We start from the raw sequence: 24,356 nt of genomic DNA on the forward strand, positions 1-24,356 counted from the left end.
CACAGCTCCTTCTAATCATTTAGCATGCCGAACTTTGGAAATGGCCATATGCGGAATATCGCTTTTCCTTCAATACTTGACCTTGCGATCGGACCGAGCTCTCTGCTGTCCATGCTGTGCTCGCGGTTATCGCCCATCACGAAGAGCTGATCCTCTTCTACCTTAAATGGTATGGCTACACGGCCCGGAAACGTTTGGCCTTTGACATACTGCTCATTGATTTTCTCTCCGTTTATGTAAACCTCTCCGTTTTGGATATCAATCACATCGCCTGGCAAGCCCACAACGCGTTTAATCAGGCGGAGCTCGCTCTCAGGCCCGTTAATAATGACAATATCCCCGTGCTTTGGCTCGTGGAAGCGATAGGACCACTTGTCTTCAATTAATCGCTGTCCCGCTACAAGCGTATTTTGCATGGACACATTTTGGACCTCCGATTGCGCATACACATACGTCTGGAATAGTAAGGCTACGACAATCGCAATCGTTAACGATACGGTCCATTCCCTAAGCTCTTTAACCCATTTTTTAGGTTGGCGTTTTTCTGTTTTCATTTCTATTCACCTCTTCAATTAATGGCTGCTGCAAGCTGTAACCTAAAACGTTCCTTGCTTAATACGCCATTGGCTGGTGAAAGTTCCCATATGAAGTCCTATGAATGACAAAGGACAGTCCAGAAAGCGAAAAAATTCTGGACTGCCACATTGAGTTGTCACACGATTAAATTAGAAACTAATTTAATTTCTTTATTAGAATAGATGCGTTTACGTTTGTTTGTGTTCCGCCGGCCGAGGTCTGAAGAATTACCGCTGCAGCAGAAAGGTTATTTCGCAGCGTAATTGTATCTCCAGCTGCTAGCCTAAGGATAACCTGCCCTTCGTTTTGCTGAGTGCCCGCACCCGAGCCATAAACGGTTCCAGGAACGGGAAACAGCGCGCCATTTACAAACAATCCGAATTGGCTCGACTCAAAACCCGATACTGAAAAAGTAACCTCATAGTCACCCGCTTCTACAACCCCAATACCTGCTGTTCCAAGAACATGCGTAATTCCAGGTGTTAAGATACCATTCGAATCAAAAAGAACGTCAGCATTTACTGCAACCACTTGAGGTCCTACATTATAAACATATCCATACTGGGATAGTCCGCCGCCAGTCGCTCCTGTTGCACCGGTAGCTCCGACTGCTCCCACACTACCGGCTGTCCCTACGGCGCCTGCTGCGCCGACGCTTCCAGCCGAGCCAACTGCACCTGCCGAGCCAACACTGCCGGCTGGTCCTACCGAACCTGCAGAACCAACACTACCGGCTGATCCTACTTCTCCTGCTGAGCCTACAGAGCCTGCTGATCCTGCTGAGCCAACACTGCCTGCCGAACCTACACTTTCGACACTTCCTACATTACGAGGTCTAATTACACGTATTATTTTTTTTCTAATGATAATTTTTTTACAGCATTTTTTTCTTTTCGAGCGTTTCTTTTTCTTCGTAGGGCAGATTACTATTTTCCAGTCATCTTTACGTTTTCGTACAGGACAACCCAATACAAACACCTCCATTAATATTTGTTGTATACTACTCAATTTATCTATTAATGGCATGGACATTTGTCTTCTGACTCATAGACTGCTATCTATCTTTTGCAAAAATAGGTATGAATATAAGGTAGATTCATCTGCCGGTGTTCATTATCGCTCGTAATTTCTGTCACCGTTGTTTGAGAGAGCTCATATAATAGAGGGGACAACCCAATAATAGTTTCACAATTTGACCCCTGCAATGATCTTTGTTGGGGTCCTTTTTATCGTACAACCTTTTTTTGTCACTTATATTCCTGATCGCTTGCGGTTCGTGATTTCGCAATGCACGAAAATTAGGAAGTGACAAAGGAAGCTGCCATACGATAAAGTGAAGCAGAAAGGGGATGTTCTACTGCTATGAAGCAAATAACGGCTGCGCAAAGATTGCTTTTTACGACTATAACGATTCTTTACTGGACTTCTATGTACGTTTATGTGCCAACCTTATCGCCTTACCTTAGCGATCGCGGATTATCCTTGCCTTTTATCGGCATCGTGCTTGGAAGCTATGGCTTCGTTCAAATGTTTGTCCGCTTTCCCCTCGGTATCTTGTCGGATCGCTTCGGAAAACGCAAACCGTTTATCCTGCTTGGCATGCTAACCGCAGCTATAAGCTGCTTGCTGTTTCTCATTCCTGGCCTTTGGCTATGGCCGCTTGCGGGCAGGCTGATGGCTGGCGTTTGTGCGTCCACCTGGGTAGCCTTTACCGTACTTTACGCCAGCTACTTTGGTGCAGGCCAGACTGGCCGTGCAATGGGCAATATTAGCGTCATGACCGTATCCGGTCAAATGATCGGTATGCTGCTTAGCGGCTGGCTCAATGATGCCTTTAATTCGAACGCCCCTTTTACGGTTGGAGCTGCCATTGCCGTGATCGGACTGCTGCTTGCATTCGTGCTGAAAGAGCCTCGGTCTGAGCAGCGCGATCAGCCTGGCATGTCTTTTGCGATGATCCAAAAAGTCGTACGCACTAAAACGCTGCTTCAGGTATCCTTGCTCTCCATTCTCGCCCATGGCGTCCTGTTCATTACCATGTTTGGCTTTACGCCGCTCAAAGCGGAAGAAATGGGTGCCGACGGACTTAAGCTAACGGTGCTTGTGTTTGCTTTTATGCTCCCTCACGCTTTCGCCTCACTCGTAACTGCGAGATGGTTTACACCTAAATTCGGTTACTGGGGCACGATTGGAACCGGCTTTATTTTGAGCGCGATATGTACGGCGGCGATGGTATTTGCGGATTCATTCGGTGTACTCGTCGCGACGCAGGCGATAAACGGTTTTGCACAGGGACTGCATATGCCTCTGCTGCTTGGTCTTGCCATTCGCGATGTTGAGCTTCCCGGACGGGCGACCGCTATGGGCTTGTATCAAGCTTTATATGCCGTTGGGATGTTCTCTGGCCCTTTTCTAGCCGGTTGGCTGAATGAAAGCTGGGGCCTCAACGGAGGCTTCGTGTTTGGCTCATTGCTTGGAGCGATGGCATTCGTTCTAGTCGTGATGTGGGCGATGACAGAGCGCAAGTCGTCTCGGCTGAGCATTGCGGGCAAACGTTCGGAGGAGATAAACGGATGACAAAGCCACAGCTCGTGCTCGATATTGGCGGTGTGCTAGCGACAAACTTGTCGCCTCTCTTCTGGGAGCTGCTTGCAGCTGAAGCCAACGTGTCTGAAGAAGTCATTTATGCTGTGTATAAGAAGCAAATCAGTGAACGACTATGGATCGGGGATTTAACTGAGGAGCAGTTCTGGCTGTGGGTCAAGGATTACACGCCCTTGCTTGAAACTAAGCGAGCTAGAGCGTTTATCGACAACAGCTTGCAGCCACTGCCTGCACTAGCAAAAGTAGCTGAATGGAGCGAGATCGCCGATGTGCATTTGCTGAGCAATCATCTTCCCGGATGGGTTGAACCGATCGTTAAGCCGATCAAGCCTTATTTGAAGAGCATTACGATTTCAAGCTTGGCGGCGGTAAGAAAGCCTCATCCGGATATTTACGCGAGGACAGCCGCCTATTTCCCCACTGGAAGCACGGCGTTGTTCGTTGATGATAAATCCAAAAATATAAAACAAGCAGCGTCGCTTGGCTGGCGAACGCTGCTTGCCGATGAGGATGGAAAATGGATTCCGCAAGTACTCCCGCTCTTAGAGCAAGTAAGAAAGCAGGAATAGCATTAGACCGCATGTCGCGGCAATACTTAGCAGCCAAGCATCAGCTCGGCCGAGCTGGAGGCGGAAGCCGTAGGTAGGCTTTTGCTTCGAATAGCCGAAGCCACGCGCCTCCAGCGCATCCGACATTTGCTCAGCGAGTCGAAGAATAGAACGCATATAAGGAATAAGCACCGAAAGAATCATTTTAAACGGCACCTTCTTCAGCGGCGCGGCCGCCTTCCCCCTCGCATGAGCGAGCTTCGCAAACCTCTCCCACTCACCTGAAAGCAGCGGAATAAACCGAAAAATAAGCGTGACGACAAGCGCAAACGAATGAATCGGTACCCGAAGCCTGCTGAGCCAGCCGAGCGACTGTTCGATGGCGCGCTGCAGCCTGTAAGGCGACATTAGCTTAAGCAGCGGCATCCCCAGCAGCATAATCAGAAGCAGCTTGCCAAACCTTAAAGCAATAGGCCATACCTTACTCCAGTCGAAGTCGAGCGGGCCAAAGCCTATTCCCCCTATTACGCAAAAGATGACAATCATAATGACATAAGCCCGTATTACCCGATTCCACGGCTTGATCAGCGCTCGAAAAGGCGTTAATAGCGACAAGGTTACAATTGTTGCTAACGACAGCTCCAAAAACGATTTTTGAGCAAGCACGCTTGCTGCAAGAAATAAATAGACGAGTACGAGAGCACGAGGATCAAAACGATCGGAACGAAGGAGCGTAGCGCTTTCCTTTGCGGAATCCATATGAGCTGTTTTAAGCGGATGCTCAGTAACTCCATTGCGCTCATCAGCCTCTAAATTAAGGTTATCAACTACTACTACTTGTACTGTTGTGCTCGCGGATTCGGTTGGTGCGATTCCTGCTGTGCCGACGGATGTGTCGGCTGCGGCTCCGCCCGCTCGCCGCTCCAGCTCCGCTGCCAGCGCTGCCGCAACCTCGCGGGGCGCAGGCCACGGCGCCCCGTCACCCGGCGCCTCCGGCGGCAAAGCCGCCGCCGCGCGCAGCTCCGCCAGCGCCCGAAGCGCCTGCGGCGCCGCTGCGGCATGCGCGATCGCCGCCGCAGGAGCCGCTGCGCGGACCGTGCCGCCGCTAACCACGGCGACCGCGTCCGCCAGCGGCAGCAGCGCGTCGAGGTCGTGCGTGGCAACGACCGCTCCACGCCCCGCCACCCTGTGCGCCTCAAGCACCGCGCACAAGCGGCGTATACCGACAGCGTCAAGCCCCGCTGTCGGCTCGTCCAGCAGCAGCCATTCCGGCTCACATGCCAGCAAGCAGGCAAGTGACAGCCGTCGCTGCTGCCCGCCGCTGAGCGTCCATGGATCGCGCGTCAGCAGCTCCTGTGCAAGACCCGCATCAGCAAGCGCCTGCTGCATTCTCCGCTCAGCATCAACATGAGCTGCCTTATACGGCTTAAGAGAATAGAGCATTTCCTCCCTTACAGTCGCAGCAAACCACTGTGACTCAGAGCTTTGCATCGCAATGCCAAGCTTAAGCGCCACGTTTGGATTAAGCCGTTTTCGACGGCTTTCCTTCAGCCATAAAGAATCGCCGCCTAGCTCGATATCGCCCTCCTGAATCGCGCGAATTCCAGCTATAGTTTCGAGCAGAGTCGATTTTCCGGCACCGTTCCGTCCAATTAGCAGAGTAATCCTGCCTGCCTCAAAGGTCAGATTGACATCGGTAAGCAGTTGTTTGTTTAATTCCCCATCCGCTGCGACGCTTACCCCGCTTAGCTTCCAATCAGCGCTCATATCGACTCACCGCCTTTGCCAGCATTGCAGCCGTAAACGGAAATGGGCGGAGCATATAACCCTGCTCCTCTAGCTCCCAAGCAACCTGCGCTGCATATGGGGCTTCAAAGCCGAGCTGTTCACAAATGCTGTCTTTCGCGCTCGCACTGGTTCTTGCAAACCAAGCACCAGCCTGACCATCAAATACGATGCCACCATCATTCATCGCAATGATTCGGTCACCTTCACACAGCTCCTCCAGCTTCTGTGTAATCCATATGATCGTTACGCCGTTCCGGTGCAGTTCCCTTACCTGCTCGAGTACGGCACTCGACGCCTCAGGGTCCAGCATTGCCGTCACCTCGTCAAGTACGAGCAGAGGAGATTGCATCGCCAAGCAGCCAGCAATCGCCACAAGCTGCTTCTGCCCGCCGGATAATGTCCCGATTGGCTGATGCATTCGCTCGCCCAGCCCCACCCTTTGCAGCGCTCGTTCGGCTTCATAGGGAATCGTGTGAGCCGGCAGCTCATTTTGCTCCAGCAAGAGAAGGACATCTTCCCAAGGCGTTGCCCCAATCATCGCTGCTTCGGGCTGCTGCATCACGATCGGAATCGGCTTGCCTTGCGCCGCTGTTTGTATGCTTCTGATGACTTGTCCAGCTGCGCCGGCGATACGAAAGCCAGCTGCTGCTTTCGCAAGCGTGCTCTTCCCGCTTCCATTTTGCCCCAGAAGCGAAATCCATTCCCCTTTACATATCGTTAAGGAAATATCTCTAATGATGGGCGCCTGCTGCTGTCCTTCCAGCATAACAGGAGGCGTGACTGTAACCTGCTTCATTTCGATTTGTGACTGATTCATATGCTTCAAAAAAAATTCACCCAACCTCTTCCCCAAAACGATTGGCTATGCTACAATTCGATTTGTTAACCTTATATAAATATATATGGTTAACATTAAAATCTCAAGCAAATAAAGGAGTCGTTCACCAACATGCAGTCCAATAACATCCGATCCCTTGTATTCATCGCCTTATTCGCAGCATTGTTTATCGTCATGAGCTCACTGACGATTAAGCTCGGAGGCTCATTTGTCCCCTTTACGCTGCAGACATTAGGCGTATTGCTAGCAGGCCTATTCCTGACGCCGCGCAACGCTTTTCTTAGCATTTTCATCGTTATTTTGCTTGCTGCAATTGGTCTGCCCTTATTCAGCGGCCAAGGCGGAATTTCAACGCTGACCGGTCCAACTGCCGGATTTATATTCGCATTCCCGTTCTGTGCGCTATTAGTCAGCCTTGCAGTAGGCGCTCTCCTAAAAAACAGCTTCAAGCCGAATAAAGCCATTGCATTTATCGCTTTTTTCATTATTTTCGAGCTATTCAGCTCACTCAGCGCATATATTCCAGGCATTCCTTGGCTCATGCATTCCCTTGATTTTACTTTCCAAAAGGCCATGTCGATCGGATTCTATCCATTCATCATCGGCGATGCGCTTAAATCGCTCGTTGGTGCCATTTTAGCCGTTTCCCTAACACCTTACATCGTCTACATTCGCTCGTCAACCGGAAAAAACAAAGCGAGCGAAGCTTCATTTCGAGGATAAAAATATCAACAAATCAAAACGGCTTATCCCTTTATTGATCCTCATCAATAAGAGATAAGCCGTTTTCTTGCTTTTCTCGTAAAGTGATGGTTGCGTTACTCTAAAAAAAAGCCGTATCCCATGCTTCGCTTTAATAAGCGACATGAAATACGGCTTGTTTCAGTTCATTCTTGCTGTTAATCGCTGCATTCCTCTGGAGCCGGCTCCGAAGCATCCTCCACGTTGATCTTCTCAGATACTGTGTCGCGTACGATGGATACGACTAACTGCAGCAAATAGTTGATGTCGGTTTGGCTTTGTTGAAATTCAGAGACGATCGGAATGCCATCAAGCTCATCCTGCAACGTTTCCATTTCGCCTTCGATTTTTTTAACCATATCGGCGTTTTTGAAAGTCGTTTCGAAAGCGACAACTTCCTTTTGCTTCTTTTTGATTTTGGTAATCAGCTGCTGTACACGCTCATTGCCGTTAATTTGCTGCTCTGCGCGGCGATAGTGCTGAACCTCCTCCGATGTAAAAATCAGATCGGCAAGCTCCTTCGCTTTTTTCGTAATATCTTCGCGAACGATAAGATCGCGCGTATGGAAGCTCGGAATTCCGCAGCCCTCTCCGTGCTCATGATCATGATCACATTGTGCTGCTTGATTTTCTGCTGTATGCTGCTCTGCCATTTGTCATCTCTCCTATTTTTCCGTTAGCTAACGGCTTCTTGTGTGCATTGTTCAATCGGTTCGGCTTTGATATACCAGGTTTGCGCCTCGGTTACCTTCGCCATAATGAACTGGCCGATCCATTCCTTTGGACCTTCCAGATGAACGAGCTTATTCGTGCGCGTCCGTCCGGAGAGGACGTTCGCGTTATTTTTGCTCTCGCCTTCAATCAGCACTTCCACGATCTCTCCGCGAAGCTGCTCATTCTTCTCTCTCGCATTAGCAGCCAGCTGTGCATTCAAGCGCTGTAGACGCGCCTTCTTCACCTCTAGCGGCACATTGTCCTCCATGCCTGCGGCAGGAGTCCCCTCGCGCGGAGAGTAGAGGAAGGTATAGGCGGAATCAAAGCCTACTTCCTTCACCAGCGTCATCGTATCCTCGAACTGCTCATCCGTCTCGCCAGGGAAACCGACGATAATATCTGAAGTAAGCATCGCGTTTGGAATGGCAGCCTTAATTTTTTGAACCAGCTCCAAATACGTCTCACGCGAGTACTTACGGCTCATTCGTTTCAATATTTCCGTGCTTCCAGACTGCACAGGCAAATGAATATGCTCAACCAAGTTGCCGCCCGTTCCTAGCACCTCAATCAAATGGTCATCAAAATCACGCGGATGGCTCGTCATAAAGCGAATGCGCGGGATATCGATCTTGGACATGTCCTGCATCAGATCGCCAAAGCGATAGCTGATATCCTCGAAGTCCTTCCCGTAGGCATTAACATTCTGGCCAAGCAGCGTAACCTCCTTGAATCCTTTTCTGGCTAGCTCGCGAACCTCGGCAATAACGTCCTCAGGTCGCCTGCTGCGCTCCTTGCCTCTCGTATAAGGGACGATGCAATAGGTGCAGAACTTATCGCAGCCATACATGATATTGACCCAAGCACGCATTCCCTCGCGCTTCTTAGGCATATTCTCAATAATATCGCCTTCCTTGGACCATACCTCGACAACCAGCTCTTTGCTGAAGTAAGCATTTCGAAGCAAATAGGGAAGTCTATGAATGTTGTGCGTTCCAAAGATCATATCTACAAAAGAATGCTTTTGCAAAATCCGTCCAACGACTGACTCCTCTTGCGACATGCAGCCGCAAACGCCGAGAAGCAAATCCGGCTTCTCCGTCTTCAGCGTCTTTAGATGTCCTAGCTCGCCGAACACCTTGTCCTCCGCATTTTCGCGAATCGCGCATGTGTTGAGCAAAATCACGTCCGCAAGCTTCCGATCCTCCGTAGACGTATAGCCCATCTCTTCGAACATGCCCTTCATGACCTCGGTATCATGCTCGTTCATTTGGCAGCCGTACGTTTGGATCAAATAAAACTTGCCCACGCCGATCGTTCGCAGCTCATCCGGGATTGCAAAATCGTAATGCACCTCGATATCCTCTTTGCCGCGTTTCTTCTCATCCTTGTGATTCGGAGTCGAGTTAATTTGAATGTTGCGCCCCTTGATGCGCAAAGTCGTTTTCCCGTCCTCTTCACTCAGCACCTTCGCATCTGAGAAATCAAAATATTTGGAGTAGTCCTTCTCACCCTTGACGGATTTTAAGTCCGTTGAGTTCGCTTTCGTCATTGTGTTCTCACATCCTTTTATTTTCAATGCCGCTAAAACATTATTTTTATTCTATTTAAACATCAATATGAAATTATACCACAACGCCCCCGCCTTATCCATCATATCCCTATGCAAAAAACCTATCGCCACATACACTTGCCCTATCGTTTTTTCCATGTTAAAGTTAATAGATAGGTTATGATTTAGGTTACTTAATTCAAATAACAGGGGAGGTATAGGTATGCCCAGCAAAAAAATTAAAATCGCTGTACCCGAGCATGAGGGGCAAGTATCGATCATGTTTTCCCGAGGCGGGCCTCGCGCAGGCGCCGGAAGGAAAGGAATTGGCGAGACGAAGAAAATATCTTTAACCCTCACCAAAGAAGTTTGGGATGAGCTGGAAAACAGATGCAACGAATCTGGCCTCTCCAGATCCGAAGTCATTCGAGGCATCCTTGAATTTTCATTGAACGAGAACAACCAAATCACGTAAAGGCAGGTGATGCTGGTGTTGGTTGAAACAAGACAGCAATCGTTACATATCGGACTGCAGCATATTGCAGCCGCAATCTCCGTTAAAGCAGTATCGCCCATTCTTACAGGTGTCAAGGTTCACGCTGGAAGCGGCGCGCTAACATTAACAGCAAGCAATGCTTCCCTATCCTTGCAGTATGTGGTACCCTGCCATCCCGATCATCTGAGAATTCATCAAGAAGGAAGCACAGTCATTCCTGCACGTTTCTTCATCGATATCATTCGCAGCTTTTCAACCGATAGCATAGTCACACTCAAACAAATCGAAAATCAATTTATTCGCATCGAATCAGACAATTCCGTTTACAGGCTCGCTGCAATGGATGCTTCCCAATTTCCGGACATGCATCATGTTGCCAGCTCAGCAGGGTTTAGCATAGAGAGCGTCGATTTCAAAAAGATGGTCAAGCAAGTCACCTTCGCTGCATCGACAAATGACTCAAAGCTGATATTGACAGGGATATCCTGCCAAGCCGATCTGGGGAAGCTGAAGCTAGTCGCCACCGATGGCATCCGGCTTGCAGTCCGCGCTGCGGATCTAGGCTCTGATCGTTCAAGCCTCGCGCCAGCAGTGATTGTCCCAGCCAAGCATTTGTCCGATTATTCCAAAATGCTATCAGACCGTTCAAGCGCAACACAAATTACGGTGGCAGATCACATCATTTGCTTTAGCTCACAGAACTTCACCATGCAGTCCCTGCTCATACAAGGGTCGTTTCCCTCGATTGAAAGACTCGTTCCCAAACCATGTTCTACCGAACTTACGCTGGATGCCGCTGCATTTCTTCATGCCGTTCAGCGTGTCACTCTGATCGCTCAGCATACGCCTGTTATCGGGCTGCAAATTTCATCGGCTGAGATCGAGCTGTTTGCTAATGCTGCTGAAGTTGGCGATGTCTCGGCAAAGCTTGAAGTCCAAGCGTTTAGCGGAGAGCCGTTGACCGTGTTCTTTAATGGCAAATTTATGCGAGACATTTTGCAGGCCATTGACAGCGAGCAGGTGTACTTGCAATTAACAGGCAAGCATAAGCCTATCATCATTAAGCCGACGAACAGCCAAGACGCGCTTTACATCATTACACCGGTTAGGACTGCGCATCAGCCTTGATCCGAAATGAAAACCAATCAAAAAAGAAGACAGCGAAATCGCTGTCTTCTTTTTCATAGCACGCTTTTGCTAACGAAACAAAGGATCAATAAAGGTGTTACAAAAACGATCCTGGATCTCCTCGCATGTATACCCCATTACACAACGCAGCTGTTTGTAGGTGTGCGGCGATTGGATGGATATAAAGGAATGGGCCGAGTAGGCGGGATCAATAGGCTGCATTTGTTCTTTCTCGACAGCTTCTTTGATCAAGCTGCTAAGCACATGATGCAAATATAAATAAGGCCGCGATTGAAAAAAATCGCCTTTATGATCTTCGATTTTATGAAAGGAATGCACGACGCCAAGCCATTTAAACTCCTTGTCGATGAATGCAATCATTTTGCGCATAACCCCGCTCAATCTCTCGTGTACGGGCAGCTGCGCACCCTCTGTCAAATATTCGTCGATCTCGCTGATGAAAATCTCGAAGTTTTCTTTCATCATATCCATACACAAATCGCCCTTATTTGAGTACCGCCGGTAAAGGGTGCCTTGACCAATGCCAACCGATTTGGCGATTTGGTGCATGCTGACCGATTCTACCCCATGCTCCGTAAACAAGTGATTAGCAGTATGCAAAATCGCTTTGCTGAGTTCTTGTTTCGTTCTGCTGTTTTCTGGTGCAGTCATCGTTCCAATCTCCTTTTTCCGCGTTAACAAATGAAACGATTGACAATTGCCTCATTCGTCTTTATTATTCAGTAGTGCGGACAATTGTCCGCACATAGATGCGGTCATCTTTTTATTGTAGCCTCACATGCTGTACAGGTCAATAATAGGAAGAATAGACCCAAATACGGATAGGAGGAAATGAAATGGCTTCAGCTTCAAAAAAAGCAGCACCCACTGGCGATCCGATGTCGATTCGCAATATTCTCGCACCGCTCATCGCTATCATTGTCGGTATGTTTATGGTTATTTTGGACGGTACTGCAATGAATGTCGCTATGCCTGGCTTGATGGAAGATTTCAAAAGCTCGATGACTGTCGTTCAATGGACGATAACGGGCTACATGTTAGCACAGGCCGCCGTAATTCCGCTTGCCGGATGGATGTCCGACCGTTTCGGAGCCAAACAAATCTTCTTGTTCTCGATCATCATGTTTACACTAGGCTCGGCTCTATGCGCTTTAGCAACAACAGCGGAGCAGCTTATCGTATTCCGGGTTATCCAAGGTCTGGGGGGCGGTATGGTAGCACCAATCGCTATGGCTTTCACCTTTAGACTCAGCCCTCCCGGCAAGCAAGGCGCAGTTATGGGGATGATCGGTATTCCGATGCTTTTAGCCCCTGCCCTTGGCCCTGTCGTAGCCGGCTGGCTTATTGATTATGTAACCTGGCACTGGATCTTTATCATTAATCTTCCGATTGGTATCATCGCCGTTATCGTAGGTCTTCGCACTTTGCCTAACGTTGAGCGAAAGCGTGTACCTACCCTTGATTTCTTAGGTATGATATTTGCTCCTTTAGCGTTCGCCATGCTTGTTTACGGCGTTAGCTCCGCAGGCGGCGGCGAGGGCGGCGAAGGCAGCGGCTGGACCTCACCTGAGGCATTGACGGGTATGATCGTAGGCGGTATCGCGCTTATCATTTTCATATTTGTTGAGCTTAACCGCAAAGAGCCTTTGCTTGAGCTTCGCGTTTTCAAATCAGGCCATTTTACCCGCGGCATCGTTTTGCAATGGATCGTACAAATCGCATTGTTCGGAACGTTGTTCCTCATACCGATTTTCTTGCAAATCGCCAAAGGTTACTCTGCTTTCGACACGGGCCTTATCTTGCTGCCGCAAGCAATAGCAGCTGGTATCTTTATGCCAATCGGCGGCAAGCTGTTTGACCGTTTTGGCGCGCGTCCCATCGTTATAGCAGGCTTATCCCTTGTCACGATAGCTGGCTTTATTTTAAGCCAAATCTCTGTAGATACGACTCTACTTACGCTTATGATTCCTCTCGCGATGCTAGGAGCTGGCATGGGTTTGTCGATGATGCCGCTTAACACGCATATTATGCAGTCCGCTCCAAGAGAGCTCGTAAGCCGCGTAACCTCTTTAACAGCAGCAGCGCAGCAGGTCATGACCTCCTTCGCAGTTGCTGGCTTGTCGACCATACTCGCTAGCCGGATGGAGCATTACGGTACGACAAACCCAGGTCCAAACGTCGTGTACTCCGCTTATGGCGATACGTTTTTCATTCTAGGATCGATTGCAATCATCGGCGCTATCGCAGCTTTATTGCTTCGCAGACCGAAACAAGAGCTCGGTGCTGACCCTGATGAGAAGCCTGAAGTGTCCATGATGATGGGACATTAATCGGAACTACTTATACGCATATAACAAAGAAGACAGCTCCCTGATCGTCATTAACGATTCGGGAGCTGTCTTCTCTTTTTTAGCTTAATCGATGATTACTGCTTTATCTCCGTTTTTCACGCCCGCCGCATTAGCTTCGTCTGTATCGATATGCATATCAAGCGAAAATTGCTCCGATACGCGTGCGACTACATTTTCAAATACAACCCCGCGCTCGCCTTCAAAACGAACCTTCAGCAGCTGCTTGTCCGCTATTTCAAACCGCTCTGCGTCGCTCGTATGGAAGTGGATATGACGAGCGGCGACGATTACGCCCTCTTCGATCTCAACCTCTCCAGCAGGCCCTTGGAGCTTAATGCCTGCCGAACCCTTTGTATGGCCTGACTCCCTTACCGGAGGATTAATGCCAAGCGCAAATGCGTCTGTGCGGGAAACCTCGAGCTGAGTCTGCTTTCTTGCCGGGCCGAGAATTCTTACTTTAGCAAACGTCCCCTTTGGACCAACAACAGCAACCGTTTCATTGGCAGCATATTGTCCAGGCTGGGACAAAGGCTTCATTTCTGTTAATTGGTATCCTTCTCCGAACAGAAGCTCGACATGCTCTTCTGATAAGTGAATATGTCTTGCAGATACGCCGATTGGAACTTCCTTATGTATCATGTTGTCACTCTCCTGCTATGAAATAATCGACTTTCCAATCTCTCGAATGAAAAAGCATACAGCCGTTAGGCCGTATGCTTATCATACCATTTATTTAAATTCGGCAACAAGCTTCTCGAATTCCTCGGAGGAAATCTTGATATTCTGCTTAGCAAGGCCCTCAGGCTTGAAGCCTGTTACGAGATCCTCGTAGGATTTGCGCGTTTTGTTCTGATAAATAAGACCAGTAAGCATTCCGTTTGTTTCCATGATCTTGTTCATCGCAAGCACACGGTTGGAAGGATCGTAATCCGGGAATTGCTCCAGGTTGACGATATTTTCTTTAAACCAATCGTACGTATTGATTTTGTTGAAGGTTACGCATGGGCTAAATACGTTGATTAAGGAGAAGCCCTCATGGTTGATACCTTCTTCGATCAGCTTCGTTAATTGCTTCAAATCGCTGGAGAACGATTGGGCTACAAATGTAGCACCTGCGGACAGCGCGATCTCGAGCGGCGAAAGCGTCGACTCGATCGAGCCTTCCGGCGTCGATTTTGTTTTGAAGCCCTCAGCGCTGCGCGGCGAGGTTTGACCTTTCGTCAAGCCATAAATTTGGTTGTCCATGACGATATAGGTGACGTTCAGGTTGCGGCGAATAGCGTGTACGGTGTGGCCCATGCCAATTGCAAAGCCATCTCCGTCACCGCCTGAGGCGATTACTGTAAGCTCGCGGTTAGCCAGCTTAACGCCTTGTGCAATTGGAAGCACGCGGCCATGAATGCCATGGAAGCCATAAGCATTGATGTACCCGGAAATTCGACCCGAGCATCCTATGCCGGAAATGACAGCCAAATTTTCAGGCTCAAGACCGACGTTAGCTGCAGCACGTTGAATAGCTGCTTGAATGGAGAAGTCTCCGCAGCCTGGACACCAGTTAGGCTTTACATTATTTCTAAACTCTTTGAACGTTGCCATCTAAACTCAACTCCTTACATGCTTTGTGAACGTCGGAGGGCAGGAACGGATTGCCGTCATATTTAAGCAAGTTTTCGATTTTTTCTGCGAAACCTGCATTCATTTTGATTTGGGAAGCAAGCTGTCCAGTAGCATTGTTCTCGATGACGATCACTTTTTTTGCATTTTGCAAGTAAGGAAGCAGAGGCTTCGTCGGGAAAGGATGAATCTGGCGAATCGTAATATGGTTCGTCGATATGCCTTCTCGAGCAAGCAAGCTTCTAGCTTCATCAATTGTGCCGCCGGTAGAGCCCATTCCGATAATGAGAAGCTCCGGCGTTTCATGAGGTGCGTCTACGCGAATCGCGTCCCGAATGAGCATGTTATCCAGCTTGCTAAGACGCTTATCCATCATGTGCTGGCGGTTCAAGGCATTCTCCGACGGGCGTCCCGTCTCATCATGCTCAACGCCTGTTACGTGGTGCAGGCCGCCCTTCTCGCCTGGCAGTACGCGTGGAGACACGCCGTCTGCCGTAAGCTCATAGCGTTTAAATAAATCATGGCCTTCAAGCGCTGGTACATTCTCGACCAACTTGCCACGTTTGATTTCAATTTTGTTATAATCCAGTTGATCGCAGGATTGCTTACCTAGCGACAGCTGGAGATCCGTCATTAAAATAACCGGAACCTGATATTGCTCTGCAAGGTTAAAGGATTCGATTGTATCGTAGAAACAATCCTCGATCGAAGCCGGAGCGATAACGATCTTTGGAATTTCGCCGTGCGTACCGTATACCATTGCGTTCAAATCCGATTGCTCTTGCTTGGTAGGCAGTCCAGTAGACGGGCCTCCGCGCTGCGTATTCACGATTACGAGCGGCGTTTCCGTCATGCCGGCAAGGCCGATTGCCTCCATCATAAGCGCTAGACCAGGTCCAGCGGATGCGGTCATCGTGCGGACACCCGCATAGTTTGCGCCAATCGCCATCGTTACCGCTGCGATTTCATCCTCGGTTTGTACAACCGTACCGCCGAATTTAGGCAGCTTTTTGATCAAATACTCCATAATCTCGGACGCCGGCGTAATCGGGTAAGCAGCCATCAAGCGGCAGCCTGCCGCGATAGAGCCGAGACCGATCGCTTCATTGCCGATCATGAACAGCTTCTGCTGGCCGTCAGCCGCATCCAGCTTGAACGCATCGAGCGGTCCGCCCGCTTGCTCAAGAACAAACTCGGCGCCGCGCTTAACCGCTTCAATGTTTTTCTCAACGACAGCTGCGCCTTTGCGTCCGAACTCTTCTTCAACCGCTTTATTGAATACTTCAAGCGGCAGTCCAAGAAGCGCCCATGATGCGCCGGAGGCAACCATGTTCTTCATCAAAGAAGTGCCCAGCTCCTCAGCCATAGCTGTAATCGGTACAGCAAACAGCCTTGCATCTATACCCTCTGGAACGCTTGGATTAAACTTTGCATCCGCAACGATAACGCCGCCTGAACGAAGCTCCTTCGCGTTCAAATCTATGCTTTCTTGGTCGAACGCGACTAGAATGTCCAAATCATCAGAAATAGCACGAATCGGCTTCGTGCTTATACGAATTTTGTTATTGGTGTGTCCGCCTTTGATTCTCGAAGAAAAATGCCTGTATCCATATAAATAATAGCCCAAGCGGTTAAGAGCCGTAGAAAAGATTCGGTCTGTACTTTCGACCCCTTCCCCTTGTTGTCCCCCGATCTTCCAAGACAATTGACTGATCAAAATGCCCAACTCCTCTTTTTCTAGAACGTGCAAATCATGAATATTATTAAGCAATTATATAGTATAAGTCATAACAGTCACAACAATTTTAAAGCGCATATGCATAAAAATCAAGATGTAAACGCTTAACGAACGCATAGTTTGTTTCGATTGATTCCATACCGCAAGTAGATCGAATGCCTTTTAGCGTGCGGGAAGCATTTTTCTCAAAAAACGCAAAGCATTTCCCGACATAAATTGCTCGGCTTGGCTTGCTGAATATCGCTTAAGCATCGCTTCTTGAAGTGCAAGCAGCTCGCCGGGATGCGTCAATCCCTTTATATACTTATCGATGCCGTCAAAATCTGAACCAAGCATAATGTGGGACTCGCCGCCGAGCTCACAAATATGCTCAATATGACGAAGCAAATCATCGATGACCACGACTTCTGCATCCGATACGAACCAAGGCACAAAGGTAACGCCAATGAGTCCATCCTTTGCAATTAATTTCGCTATCTGAGCATCCGTTAAATTACGCGGATGATTGCAGATCGCTCTTGCATTAGAATGGGATGCGAGCACCGGCCTTTGCGATAGCTCGGCCACCTCCCAAAAAGCCCGTTCAGACAAATGGGATACATCTAACAGTATATCCAATTTATCACATTCTTCTACAAACAATCTACCTTTTGCCGTCAAGCCTCCGCCGCGCGGCTCCATCGCACCGTCTGCAGCCCAGTTGGCATGATTCCAGGTCAGCCCTGCAGCACGTATGCCTAGTTGATGCATGATCCGGAGCAGCGACATCTGTCCTTGAAGCCCTTCGACTCCTTCAAGCGATAATAGCGCTCCTATTTTCCCATCCTGTATACAAGAGTCCAGCTCTTCAGCCGTTCTCACCCACATCATATCCTTGCAAGACAGCACCAATTGGTGAAAGCGGTCCACGCTCTCCAAAATCGGCTCTAACCGTCCATTTATCGATTGAGGAATATAGATTGCGAATGTTTGCAGAATCGTTCCTGCTGCCTTCAGGCGCTCGTATGTAACATCCAAACTTCCAGCCATACTTCCTTGAAACGTCAAATTCTCGTCAATCAGCAGCTTGCAAAGCACATCGCAATGAAAATCGACCACTTTCATAGTCGCACCTCCCTATACGTTTGAATCGCAGCAAAAAAACCTGTCTACGACGTAAACAGGCGAACCGTTTCATTTTCATCCAATTGGCTTATTCATTTACGCCGCTTGGACTTGCTACCGAGGCTCAACAATCAATTTGATTGCTGTTCGATCCTCCCCGTCGATGACGATGTCCGTAAAAGCTGGAATACAAATTAAATCCACCCCGCTGGGAGCGACAAATCCGCGAGCAATAGCAACAGCCTTGATCGCTTGGTTTAACGCACCAGCTCCAATGGCTTGCAGTTCCGCACCACCACGTTCACGAAGAACGCCAGCTAGCGCACCTGCAACGGAATTTGGATTGGACTTTGCTGAAACTTTTAATACATCCATAAAAAGAACCTCCCCTTGGACTGTTGGATGGATTCCACTTTTAAATAGTATTCGAGGGAGATTAAAAAATTCCTGCTTTTATTCTTGTAATTAACAAACTGTTCTGAATTGTCGGAACTTTTCAAAGATTCAAAGCGTTACATAAGAAGCCATTCATCTTCCGTGAGACGTATTTTTTCGATTTTCCGGGCTTGTCCTGTTGCATCATCAATTTGTACGGATATCGCATGCAAATGCCAACTGCCCTCATCCACTACAAAACGGACCGGCAGCTGAGTAATAAATTTATGCAAAACAGCAGTGCGCTCCATTCCGAGCACGCCTTCCTTAGGTCCAACCATGCCAACATCCGTTATGTAAGCCGTTCCCCCAGGCAAAATCGTATCGTCATTTGTCTGAACATGCGTATGTGTTCCCAGCACGATCGAGGCTCTGCCATCAAGATGCCAGCCCATTGCGATCTTCTCCGACGTAGCTTCCGCGTGAAAATCGACGAGGATGTTGTTCGTCTGCTCCCTAGCTTCTTCAATTAGCTCATCTGCTTTGCGGAAAGGACAATCAATCGGCGGCAAAAACGTACGTCCTTGCAAATTAATGATGGCCAGCTGCTTTCCTCCGGCTTTAATGAAGGCCATGCCTTGTCCAGGTGCGCCTTCCGCGTAGTTCGCCGGGCGAACGAGACGAGGCTCGTCGTCAATCCATTCAAAAATATCTTTATTATCCCACGTATGGTTGCCCATCGTTATGCCATGGATGCCCCATTCGAAAAATTCCTTCGCAATTGTTGCCGTGATCCCGCGGCCAGCAGCCGCATTCTCGCCATTTGCAATGATAATATGAGGATTGTATTTGCTCTTTAGAGCTGGCAGCACGCGCTTCAATGCGTTTCTCCCTACGTTGCCTACGATATCGCCAATAAATAATACATTCATGTGGGTACACTTCCTTTTTTATGCGCCTGCAAACAGAAAAGTGGCTAACTAGCAGCCACTTTTCCGTAAAGCTAATATTTTTTTGTTAATTACTTCGCATATTCAACCGCGCGTGTTTCTCGAATGACCGTAACTTTAATATGTCCCGGATAATCAAGCTCGCTCTCGATTTTTTTCGTAATATCACGTGCGAGGCGGAATGCTTCCGTATCGTCGATTTTCTCTGGCTGCACCATGACGCGCACTTCGCGGCCAGCTTGAATCGCATACGATTTCTCAACGCCATCAAACGATTCGGAAATATCTTCTAGCTTCTCCAGTCGTTTAATGTACGTTTCAAGCGTTTCACGGCGAGCTCCCGGACGCGCAGCCGACAATGCATCAGCCGCTCCTACGAGCATCGCGATAACGGAAGTAGCTTCCGTATCACCGTGATGGGAGGCAATACTGTTAATAACGACAGGATGCTCCTTGTATTTCTTAGCAAGCTCAACGCCGATCTCAACGTGTGAGCCTTCCACTTCGTGGTCTAGCGCTTTACCGATATCATGCAGCAATCCTGCACGCTTCGCCAGCGTAATATCTTCGCCAAGCTCTGCTGCCATCAAGCCAGTCAAGTAAGCAACCTCCATGGAGTGCTTTAATACGTTCTGACCATAACTTGTCCGGTACTTCAATCGACCAAGAATCTTGATTAAATCCGGGTGCAAGCCATGAACTCCAACCTCGAAAGTAGCTTGCTCACCGTATTCACGGATACGCTCGTCCACTTCTTTACGAGATTTTTCAACCATTTCTTCAATGCGGGCAGGATGGATACGACCGTCAGCTACAAGCTTTTCCAAAGAAGTACGGGCAATTTCGCGTCTTATCGGGTCGAAACCAGACAAAATGACCGCTTCCGGTGTATCGTCGATTATTAGATCGATACCAGTCAATGTTTCCAAAGCACGGATATTTCGGCCTTCACGCCCAATAATGCGGCCTTTCATTTCTTCATTTGGCAATGTAACAACGGATACCGTCGTTTCAGCCACATGATCTGCCGCACAGCGTTGAATCGCAAGTGATATAATATTACGGGCTTTCTTATCTGCCTCTTCTTTCGCTTGCTGCTCGATCTCTTTGATCATCTGTGCTGTCTCATGTCGTACTTCCTGTTCAACATTGGATAAAATGATCGATTTCGCATCTTCCGTTGTGAGACTCGATATACGTTCCAATTCACTAAGCTGCTGCTTGTAAATGGAATCGATCTCCTCTTGCGTTTCTTCGATCCGTTTTTCTTTGTTGGCTACAGTTTCTTCTTTGCGTTCTAGCGCTTCTAACTTTTTATCCAGCGACTCCTCTTTTTGGAGCAAACGTCTTTCCTGACGTTGAGCCTCGTTGCGTCGTTCACGAATGTCTCTCTCGGCTTCGGAACGAAGTTTGTGGACTTCGTCTTTTGCCTCTAGCACGGTTTCTTTCTTCTGAGCTTCCGCTTCCTTCTTCGCATTTTCTACGATTTGGATTGCAGCTTGCTCAGCGCTTGAAATTTTGGCCTCGGCAATCGACTTTCGAATAAAATAACCAATCCCAAAGAATATTGCGCCAACAAAGAGACAGATCAAGATCCAAACGATCTCAGGCATCTTGTTCACCTCCTTGTTGCATACACCAAGGCACTGCTTGGGATGATATTAGGTTTTCAACCGGCTTCAAACCGTTTCAACAATTACTAATTTGACGAAAATAATCGTTTTGAATCAACTTTTGGAAGGAAAATTGATTCAATAATGAAGGAATACAACCTCATTTTATCTTTTCGTAAAATCAATTGTCAAGCAAAAGCCCATCATCTTCCTCGAATGCTTCGTCTTCCCCATTTTGATCAATCCACTTTATAGCTTCCTTCACGATATCTGATGGAAAGCCTCTACGCATTAAATAGCCTATTAGCTTGCGTTTTCGGTCAATCGGCTCGCCTTTTACGGATCGCCATTTCTTCTCCGCAGCTTTTTTGGCTGATGCTAATTCGACATCGCGGTCTAACGATCCGGTTGCTTCTGCTGCGGCTTCTTTCGACACGCCTCGCTGCTGCAGCTCTTGCTGGATGAAGCGACGCCCCTTCAAGCTGTTTTTGAGCCGGCTTGTCGCAAATTGGCGTGCATATTGTTCATCATCCACAATATGCTCCCTTTCTAAACGGTCGAGGGCATATTGAATGTTATCAGCTTCAAAAAGCTTGCGATTTAAATACTGCTCGATTTGCTTTCTTGTTCTCGGCCTAGCGCCCAAATAAGCGATAGCCAGCACATATGCACGGTAGCGTTCATCTTCCATTCGTATTTCTTCGATTTGAACCTCCGCTAAAATTTGCCCTTTGGTCAGTCGATAACGAATCAATATATCTTCATGTACAGACAAGATCGGTTCCTCTGACTCAGCAAAGAGATGGTATAATCTTCGTTCCTTCTTATCCAGGCGAACAGATAAAATCATCCATTCTTCTTCCTCGCTTATATTGCTATGGGCCACACCGTACATCCTCTCTAAACACAGCTTCGCCGTCCCTATCGGGACGGCGAAGCATCAGCATGTATGATTTCAGGTCGATTTATTCTAGATCTTCGAATTCTTCGTCGTCTTCCTCAGCTTTGAAATTAGCCTGAGTTGCAGCAGCCGACAGATTGCTCGCATCGCGAATCTGTTTCTCGATGACTTCAGCGATATCCTTATGATCCTTTAAGTACTGCTTCGCATTCTCACGGCCTTGACCAAGACGCTCGCCATTGTAAGAGAACCATGCGCCGCTCTTCTGTACGATATCCATCTCTACACCAATGTCAACAAGCGTACCTTCTCTGGAAATGCCTTCGCCGTACATGATGTCGATCTCTGCTTGTTTGAACGGAGGAGCCACTTTGTTCTTAACGACCTTGATACGAGTACGGTTACCGACCATGTCATTGCCTTGTTTCAACGTTTCAATACGACGTACATCAAGACGTACGCTGGAGTAGAATTTCAAAGCGCGACCGCCCGGCGTTGTCTCAGGGTTACCGAACATAACGCCGACCTTCTCACGCAATTGGTTGATGAAGATCGCAATCGTCTTCGATTTGCTGATTGCGCCGGAAAGCTTGCGCAAAGCCTGTGACATCAGACGCGCTTGAAGACCTACGTGGGAATCCCCCATATCGCCTTCAATTTCCGCTTTCGGCACGAGTGCAGCTACGGAGTCAATAACGACGATATCAACAGCGCCGCTGCGTACGAGCGCTTCGGCGATTTCCAATGCTTGCTCGCCTGTATCAGGCTGTGAAAGCAATAGCTCGTCAATGTTTACGCCAAGCTTGCTTGCATAGAGTGGATCAAGGGCATGCTCTGCATCGATAAAGGCAGCTTGTCCGCCAATACGTTGAACCTCTGCAATCGCATGAAGCGCTACTGTCGTTTTACCGGAAGATTCCGGTCCGTATATTTCAATAACACGTCCACGCGGCAAGCCGCCTATTCCTAATGCAATATCAAGAGCAAGCGAACCGCTAGGAACGGTCTCTACCTGCATGTGTGTGGATTCTCCTAATTTCATGATGGAGCCTTTACCAAATTGTTTCTCAATTTGACGCAAAGCCATTTCTAGTGCAGCGCGACGATCCGACAAGAAACTCACATCCTTCTTTATTTATAATGTAATGATACCTTTTTTCCCGCAGGTTGACAAGCATTTTTTCGAACATACATTCGCATTTTTGCTTGACGACTAATTTGGGCATAAAAAAACCGCAGCAAAGTATTCTTCGCCACGGTTCTTCCGATAACTATTCTTCATTATAGCTGTCAATTCGACAATTGACAAACTTTATTTATTTCACTTAAGGGATCGCATGCTGATAGGCACGACAAGCAAGCCCGCTTCCCTTTTAACGTGCCTGCAGTGCCATCCAAAGCCGATATAATGCTGCCTTTACCGCCCGCAGCCTGATCATGCTTCTTCCTCCGCTAAGGTTCAAGGTATGAACGACTGTCGGCTTGCCGCGTTCAGCTATGCCTACATAGACAAGTCCTACTGGCTTGCCCTCGGATTCCGCAGGTCCGGCAACCCCTGTCAGCGACACGCCAAAATCAGCGTCCGACAGCTCTCTGACTCTTTCAGCCATCAACCCCGCTGTCGAATCACTAATCGCGCCCGGCGCTCCTTCTCCTTCAAGCTGCGTCATCGGAATGCTTAGCAGATGATGCTTCATTATATTGGTGTAGGTAACAACCCCTCCTACATACTCTCCACTGCTCCCAGGAACGTTTGTAATTAGCTCTGCGAACAAACCCCCGCTGCAGCTTTCCGCGCTCGCCAGCTTGCGTCTTGAGGCTCTCAGAAGGTGCACAACCTCTTCCTCGATCGGAATGTCCTTCTGTGCATACAAATACTCGCCTACTCGTTCCTTAATCTTCTCGACAGTTTCATCTATTTTTAGGTCCGCTTCGATTGACGTGCTTGCTTTCGTGGATACCCGAATAGAAACCTCGCCTTCCTTTGCGTAAGGAGCGATAGTTGGGTCCACCTGTCCATCAATTAGATCAAGCAGCTTCGCTTCGAGATTGGATTCTCCGATCCCTGCGAATTTCAGCAAACGCGAATAAAGCGGATCTGCTGACCCTAGCATGGAACGCAGCCACACCTCTCCCGCACCATCCATCATCGGCTTCATCTCGCGCGGCGGACCTGGCAGAAGCAAATAAAGCGTGCCGTCTACTGACAAGCCATTGCCCACAGCGAGGCCAGTCGTATTCTCCAGAGGCTCTCCGCCCTCGATCATCAGAGCCTGCCTGCGATTGCTCTCCACCATATGAATGCCTCGCGAGCTGAACAACTGCTCAATTTGGGCCATCGAGGGCTCGTGAATGAGCAGCTCGCGGTTTAAATAATCGGCTAACACGTCCTTCGTAAGATCATCCTGCGTCGGGCCGAGTCCGCCAGTAAACACAAGCAGATCGGCTCTGCTTCTTCCGATTTCGATCGCTTGCCTCAGTCGCTGCGCGTTGTCGCCGACAACCGTCTGAAAGTAAACGTCGACGCCTAGCCCAGCAAGCTTTTGCGACAAAAACTGTGCATTCGTATTTACGATTTGTCCGAGCAGCAGCTCGGTGCCGACCGCAATGATTTCTGCTTTCATGGTTCCTGTTCTCCTCTGCGCTCAAATGGTCTAGGTTTGCATTTTTGCATGCATATAAGCAAAAGCATCTCCCCGTCTGACGG

General features: G+C 48.6%; 23 protein-coding genes. 6 read left to right on the plus strand and 17 right to left on the minus strand.

Annotated elements, in window-relative coordinates:
* Positions 1 to 11 precede the first annotated feature (11 nt).
* Both lepB and HI950_RS06035 read right to left on the minus strand, forming a co-directional pair.
* Positions 12 to 554 carry a signal peptidase I gene (gene lepB, locus HI950_RS06030; RefSeq protein ID WP_169083000.1) on the minus strand — a complete coding sequence of 181 codons (543 nt, stop codon included), beginning with the start codon at positions 552 to 554 and terminating at the stop codon, positions 12 to 14.
* Positions 555 to 732: 178 nt separating this feature from the next.
* The gene (locus tag HI950_RS06035; RefSeq protein ID WP_223285152.1) at positions 733 to 1,545 is read right to left on the minus strand and encodes a BclA C-terminal domain-containing protein; all 813 of its coding nucleotides are present in this window, start codon (positions 1,543 to 1,545) and stop codon (positions 733 to 735) included.
* 393 nt (positions 1,546 to 1,938) lie between these two features.
* Between HI950_RS06035 and HI950_RS06040 the strand changes: the two genes are divergently transcribed.
* Positions 1,939 to 3,153, plus strand: a complete 1,215-nt coding sequence (locus HI950_RS06040) for an MFS transporter (RefSeq protein WP_169083002.1) — start codon at positions 1,939 to 1,941, stop codon at positions 3,151 to 3,153.
* Positions 3,150 to 3,749 (plus strand): HAD-IA family hydrolase, encoded by a 600-nt coding sequence (locus HI950_RS06045; protein WP_169083003.1) that lies wholly within the window; start codon positions 3,150 to 3,152, stop codon positions 3,747 to 3,749. Before HI950_RS06040 ends, HI950_RS06045 begins: the two co-directional genes overlap by 4 nt.
* Here HI950_RS06045 and HI950_RS06050 read toward each other — a convergent pair.
* On the minus strand, positions 3,723 to 5,495 hold the full coding sequence (locus HI950_RS06050) for an ATP-binding cassette domain-containing protein (RefSeq protein ID WP_169083004.1): 1,773 nt from the start codon (positions 5,493 to 5,495) through the stop codon (positions 3,723 to 3,725). The genes HI950_RS06045 and HI950_RS06050 overlap by 27 nt on opposite strands.
* On the minus strand, positions 5,485 to 6,333 hold the full coding sequence (locus HI950_RS06055) for an ABC transporter ATP-binding protein (protein WP_223285173.1): 849 nt from the start codon (positions 6,331 to 6,333) through the stop codon (positions 5,485 to 5,487). Before HI950_RS06055 ends, HI950_RS06050 begins: the two co-directional genes overlap by 11 nt.
* Before the next feature lie 132 nt (positions 6,334 to 6,465).
* Here HI950_RS06055 and HI950_RS06060 point away from each other — a divergent pair, with 132 nt between their 5' ends.
* Complete coding sequence (locus tag HI950_RS06060) at positions 6,466 to 7,077, plus strand: biotin transporter BioY (RefSeq protein ID WP_169083006.1); 612 nt, start codon at positions 6,466 to 6,468, stop codon at positions 7,075 to 7,077.
* Positions 7,078 to 7,253: 176 nt separating this feature from the next.
* On the opposite strand, the gene HI950_RS06065 is transcribed toward HI950_RS06060, so the two are convergent.
* Complete coding sequence (locus HI950_RS06065; protein ID WP_169083007.1) at positions 7,254 to 7,748, minus strand: YlbF/YmcA family competence regulator; 495 nt, start codon at positions 7,746 to 7,748, stop codon at positions 7,254 to 7,256.
* Positions 7,749 to 7,771: 23 nt separating this feature from the next.
* A complete protein-coding gene (miaB, locus tag HI950_RS06070) occupies positions 7,772 to 9,358 on the minus strand; it encodes a tRNA (N6-isopentenyl adenosine(37)-C2)-methylthiotransferase MiaB (RefSeq protein ID WP_169083008.1) in 1,587 nt (528 codons plus the stop codon).
* A gap of 223 nt (positions 9,359 to 9,581) precedes the next feature.
* On the opposite strand from miaB, the gene HI950_RS06075 reads away from it, so the two are divergent.
* Together HI950_RS06075 and dnaN are read left to right on the plus strand one after the other, a co-directional pair.
* Complete coding sequence (locus HI950_RS06075) at positions 9,582 to 9,833, plus strand: ribbon-helix-helix domain-containing protein (protein ID WP_169083009.1); 252 nt, start codon at positions 9,582 to 9,584, stop codon at positions 9,831 to 9,833.
* A gap of 18 nt (positions 9,834 to 9,851) precedes the next feature.
* Positions 9,852 to 10,982: a DNA polymerase III subunit beta gene (dnaN, locus tag HI950_RS06080; RefSeq protein ID WP_169083010.1), complete on the plus strand. Its 1,131-nt coding sequence runs from the start codon at positions 9,852 to 9,854 to the stop codon at positions 10,980 to 10,982.
* Positions 10,983 to 11,051: 69 nt separating this feature from the next.
* Here dnaN and HI950_RS06085 read toward each other — a convergent pair whose 3' ends face one another.
* Positions 11,052 to 11,654, minus strand: a complete 603-nt coding sequence (locus HI950_RS06085; protein WP_169083011.1) for a TetR/AcrR family transcriptional regulator — start codon at positions 11,652 to 11,654, stop codon at positions 11,052 to 11,054.
* A 185-nt stretch (positions 11,655 to 11,839) separates the two neighbouring features.
* Between HI950_RS06085 and HI950_RS06090 the strand changes: the two genes are divergently transcribed.
* Complete coding sequence (locus HI950_RS06090) at positions 11,840 to 13,333, plus strand: DHA2 family efflux MFS transporter permease subunit (RefSeq protein WP_169083012.1); 1,494 nt, start codon at positions 11,840 to 11,842, stop codon at positions 13,331 to 13,333.
* 84 nt (positions 13,334 to 13,417) lie between these two features.
* Here HI950_RS06090 and pduL read toward each other — a convergent pair whose 3' ends face one another.
* The 10 genes from pduL to HI950_RS06140 form a co-directional block, all read right to left on the minus strand.
* Positions 13,418 to 13,990 carry a phosphate propanoyltransferase gene (pduL, locus tag HI950_RS06095; RefSeq protein WP_169083474.1) on the minus strand — a complete coding sequence of 191 codons (573 nt, stop codon included), beginning with the start codon at positions 13,988 to 13,990 and terminating at the stop codon, positions 13,418 to 13,420.
* Positions 13,991 to 14,083: 93 nt separating this feature from the next.
* Positions 14,084 to 14,950, minus strand: a complete 867-nt coding sequence (locus HI950_RS06100) for a 2-oxoacid:ferredoxin oxidoreductase subunit beta (protein ID WP_169083013.1) — start codon at positions 14,948 to 14,950, stop codon at positions 14,084 to 14,086.
* Positions 14,928 to 16,685, minus strand: a complete 1,758-nt coding sequence (locus HI950_RS06105; RefSeq protein WP_169083014.1) for a 2-oxoacid:acceptor oxidoreductase subunit alpha — start codon at positions 16,683 to 16,685, stop codon at positions 14,928 to 14,930. Before HI950_RS06105 ends, HI950_RS06100 begins: the two co-directional genes overlap by 23 nt.
* A gap of 183 nt (positions 16,686 to 16,868) precedes the next feature.
* Positions 16,869 to 17,810 carry a dipeptidase gene (locus tag HI950_RS06110; protein WP_169083015.1) on the minus strand — a complete coding sequence of 314 codons (942 nt, stop codon included), beginning with the start codon at positions 17,808 to 17,810 and terminating at the stop codon, positions 16,869 to 16,871.
* Positions 17,811 to 17,924: 114 nt separating this feature from the next.
* Positions 17,925 to 18,185 carry a stage V sporulation protein S gene (locus HI950_RS06115; RefSeq protein WP_006036664.1) on the minus strand — a complete coding sequence of 87 codons (261 nt, stop codon included), beginning with the start codon at positions 18,183 to 18,185 and terminating at the stop codon, positions 17,925 to 17,927.
* Positions 18,186 to 18,322: 137 nt separating this feature from the next.
* Positions 18,323 to 19,117, minus strand: coding sequence for a TIGR00282 family metallophosphoesterase (locus HI950_RS06120; protein WP_169083016.1), 795 nt, complete (start codon positions 19,115 to 19,117; stop codon positions 18,323 to 18,325).
* Positions 19,118 to 19,206: 89 nt separating this feature from the next.
* Positions 19,207 to 20,748: a ribonuclease Y gene (gene rny / locus HI950_RS06125; RefSeq protein WP_053375789.1), complete on the minus strand. Its 1,542-nt coding sequence runs from the start codon at positions 20,746 to 20,748 to the stop codon at positions 19,207 to 19,209.
* Between the two features lie 181 nt (positions 20,749 to 20,929).
* Positions 20,930 to 21,634 (minus strand): regulatory protein RecX, encoded by a 705-nt coding sequence (locus tag HI950_RS06130; protein WP_317618307.1) that lies wholly within the window; start codon positions 21,632 to 21,634, stop codon positions 20,930 to 20,932.
* A gap of 79 nt (positions 21,635 to 21,713) precedes the next feature.
* Positions 21,714 to 22,763: a recombinase RecA gene (recA, locus tag HI950_RS06135; protein WP_169083017.1), complete on the minus strand. Its 1,050-nt coding sequence runs from the start codon at positions 22,761 to 22,763 to the stop codon at positions 21,714 to 21,716.
* A 259-nt stretch (positions 22,764 to 23,022) separates the two neighbouring features.
* Positions 23,023 to 24,273: a competence/damage-inducible protein A gene (locus HI950_RS06140; RefSeq protein ID WP_169083018.1), complete on the minus strand. Its 1,251-nt coding sequence runs from the start codon at positions 24,271 to 24,273 to the stop codon at positions 23,023 to 23,025.
* Positions 24,274 to 24,356: the final 83 nt, after the last annotated feature.

The organism is Paenibacillus sp. PL91 (genome assembly GCF_012935325.2).
GTDB lineage: Bacteria > Bacillota > Bacilli > Paenibacillales > Paenibacillaceae > Pristimantibacillus.

Coding starts and splice junctions, on each gene's coding strand:
- HI950_RS06075 (WP_169083009.1), top strand. CDS start 9,582: ATGCCCAGCAAAAAAATTAAAATCGCTGTACCCGAGCATGAGGGGCAA.
- HI950_RS06040 (WP_169083002.1), top strand. CDS start 1,939: ATGAAGCAAATAACGGCTGCGCAAAGATTGCTTTTTACGACTATAACG.
- HI950_RS06115 (WP_006036664.1), bottom strand. CDS start 18,185: ATGGATGTATTAAAAGTTTCAGCAAAGTCCAATCCAAATTCCGTTGCA.
- HI950_RS06050 (WP_169083004.1), bottom strand. CDS start 5,495: ATGAGCGCTGATTGGAAGCTAAGCGGGGTAAGCGTCGCAGCGGATGGG.
- HI950_RS06090 (WP_169083012.1), top strand. CDS start 11,840: ATGGCTTCAGCTTCAAAAAAAGCAGCACCCACTGGCGATCCGATGTCG.
- rny (WP_053375789.1), bottom strand. CDS start 20,748: ATGCCTGAGATCGTTTGGATCTTGATCTGTCTCTTTGTTGGCGCAATA.
- miaB (WP_169083008.1), bottom strand. CDS start 9,358: ATGACGAAAGCGAACTCAACGGACTTAAAATCCGTCAAGGGTGAGAAG.
- HI950_RS06140 (WP_169083018.1), bottom strand. CDS start 24,273: ATGAAAGCAGAAATCATTGCGGTCGGCACCGAGCTGCTGCTCGGACAA.
- HI950_RS06045 (WP_169083003.1), top strand. CDS start 3,150: ATGACAAAGCCACAGCTCGTGCTCGATATTGGCGGTGTGCTAGCGACA.
- HI950_RS06065 (WP_169083007.1), bottom strand. CDS start 7,748: ATGGCAGAGCAGCATACAGCAGAAAATCAAGCAGCACAATGTGATCAT.
- HI950_RS06100 (WP_169083013.1), bottom strand. CDS start 14,950: ATGGCAACGTTCAAAGAGTTTAGAAATAATGTAAAGCCTAACTGGTGT.
- lepB (WP_169083000.1), bottom strand. CDS start 554: ATGAAAACAGAAAAACGCCAACCTAAAAAATGGGTTAAAGAGCTTAGG.
- HI950_RS06085 (WP_169083011.1), bottom strand. CDS start 11,654: ATGACTGCACCAGAAAACAGCAGAACGAAACAAGAACTCAGCAAAGCG.
- HI950_RS06055 (WP_223285173.1), bottom strand. CDS start 6,333: ATGAATCAGTCACAAATCGAAATGAAGCAGGTTACAGTCACGCCTCCT.
- HI950_RS06060 (WP_169083006.1), top strand. CDS start 6,466: ATGCAGTCCAATAACATCCGATCCCTTGTATTCATCGCCTTATTCGCA.
- HI950_RS06120 (WP_169083016.1), bottom strand. CDS start 19,117: ATGAATGTATTATTTATTGGCGATATCGTAGGCAACGTAGGGAGAAAC.
- HI950_RS06110 (WP_169083015.1), bottom strand. CDS start 17,810: ATGAAAGTGGTCGATTTTCATTGCGATGTGCTTTGCAAGCTGCTGATT.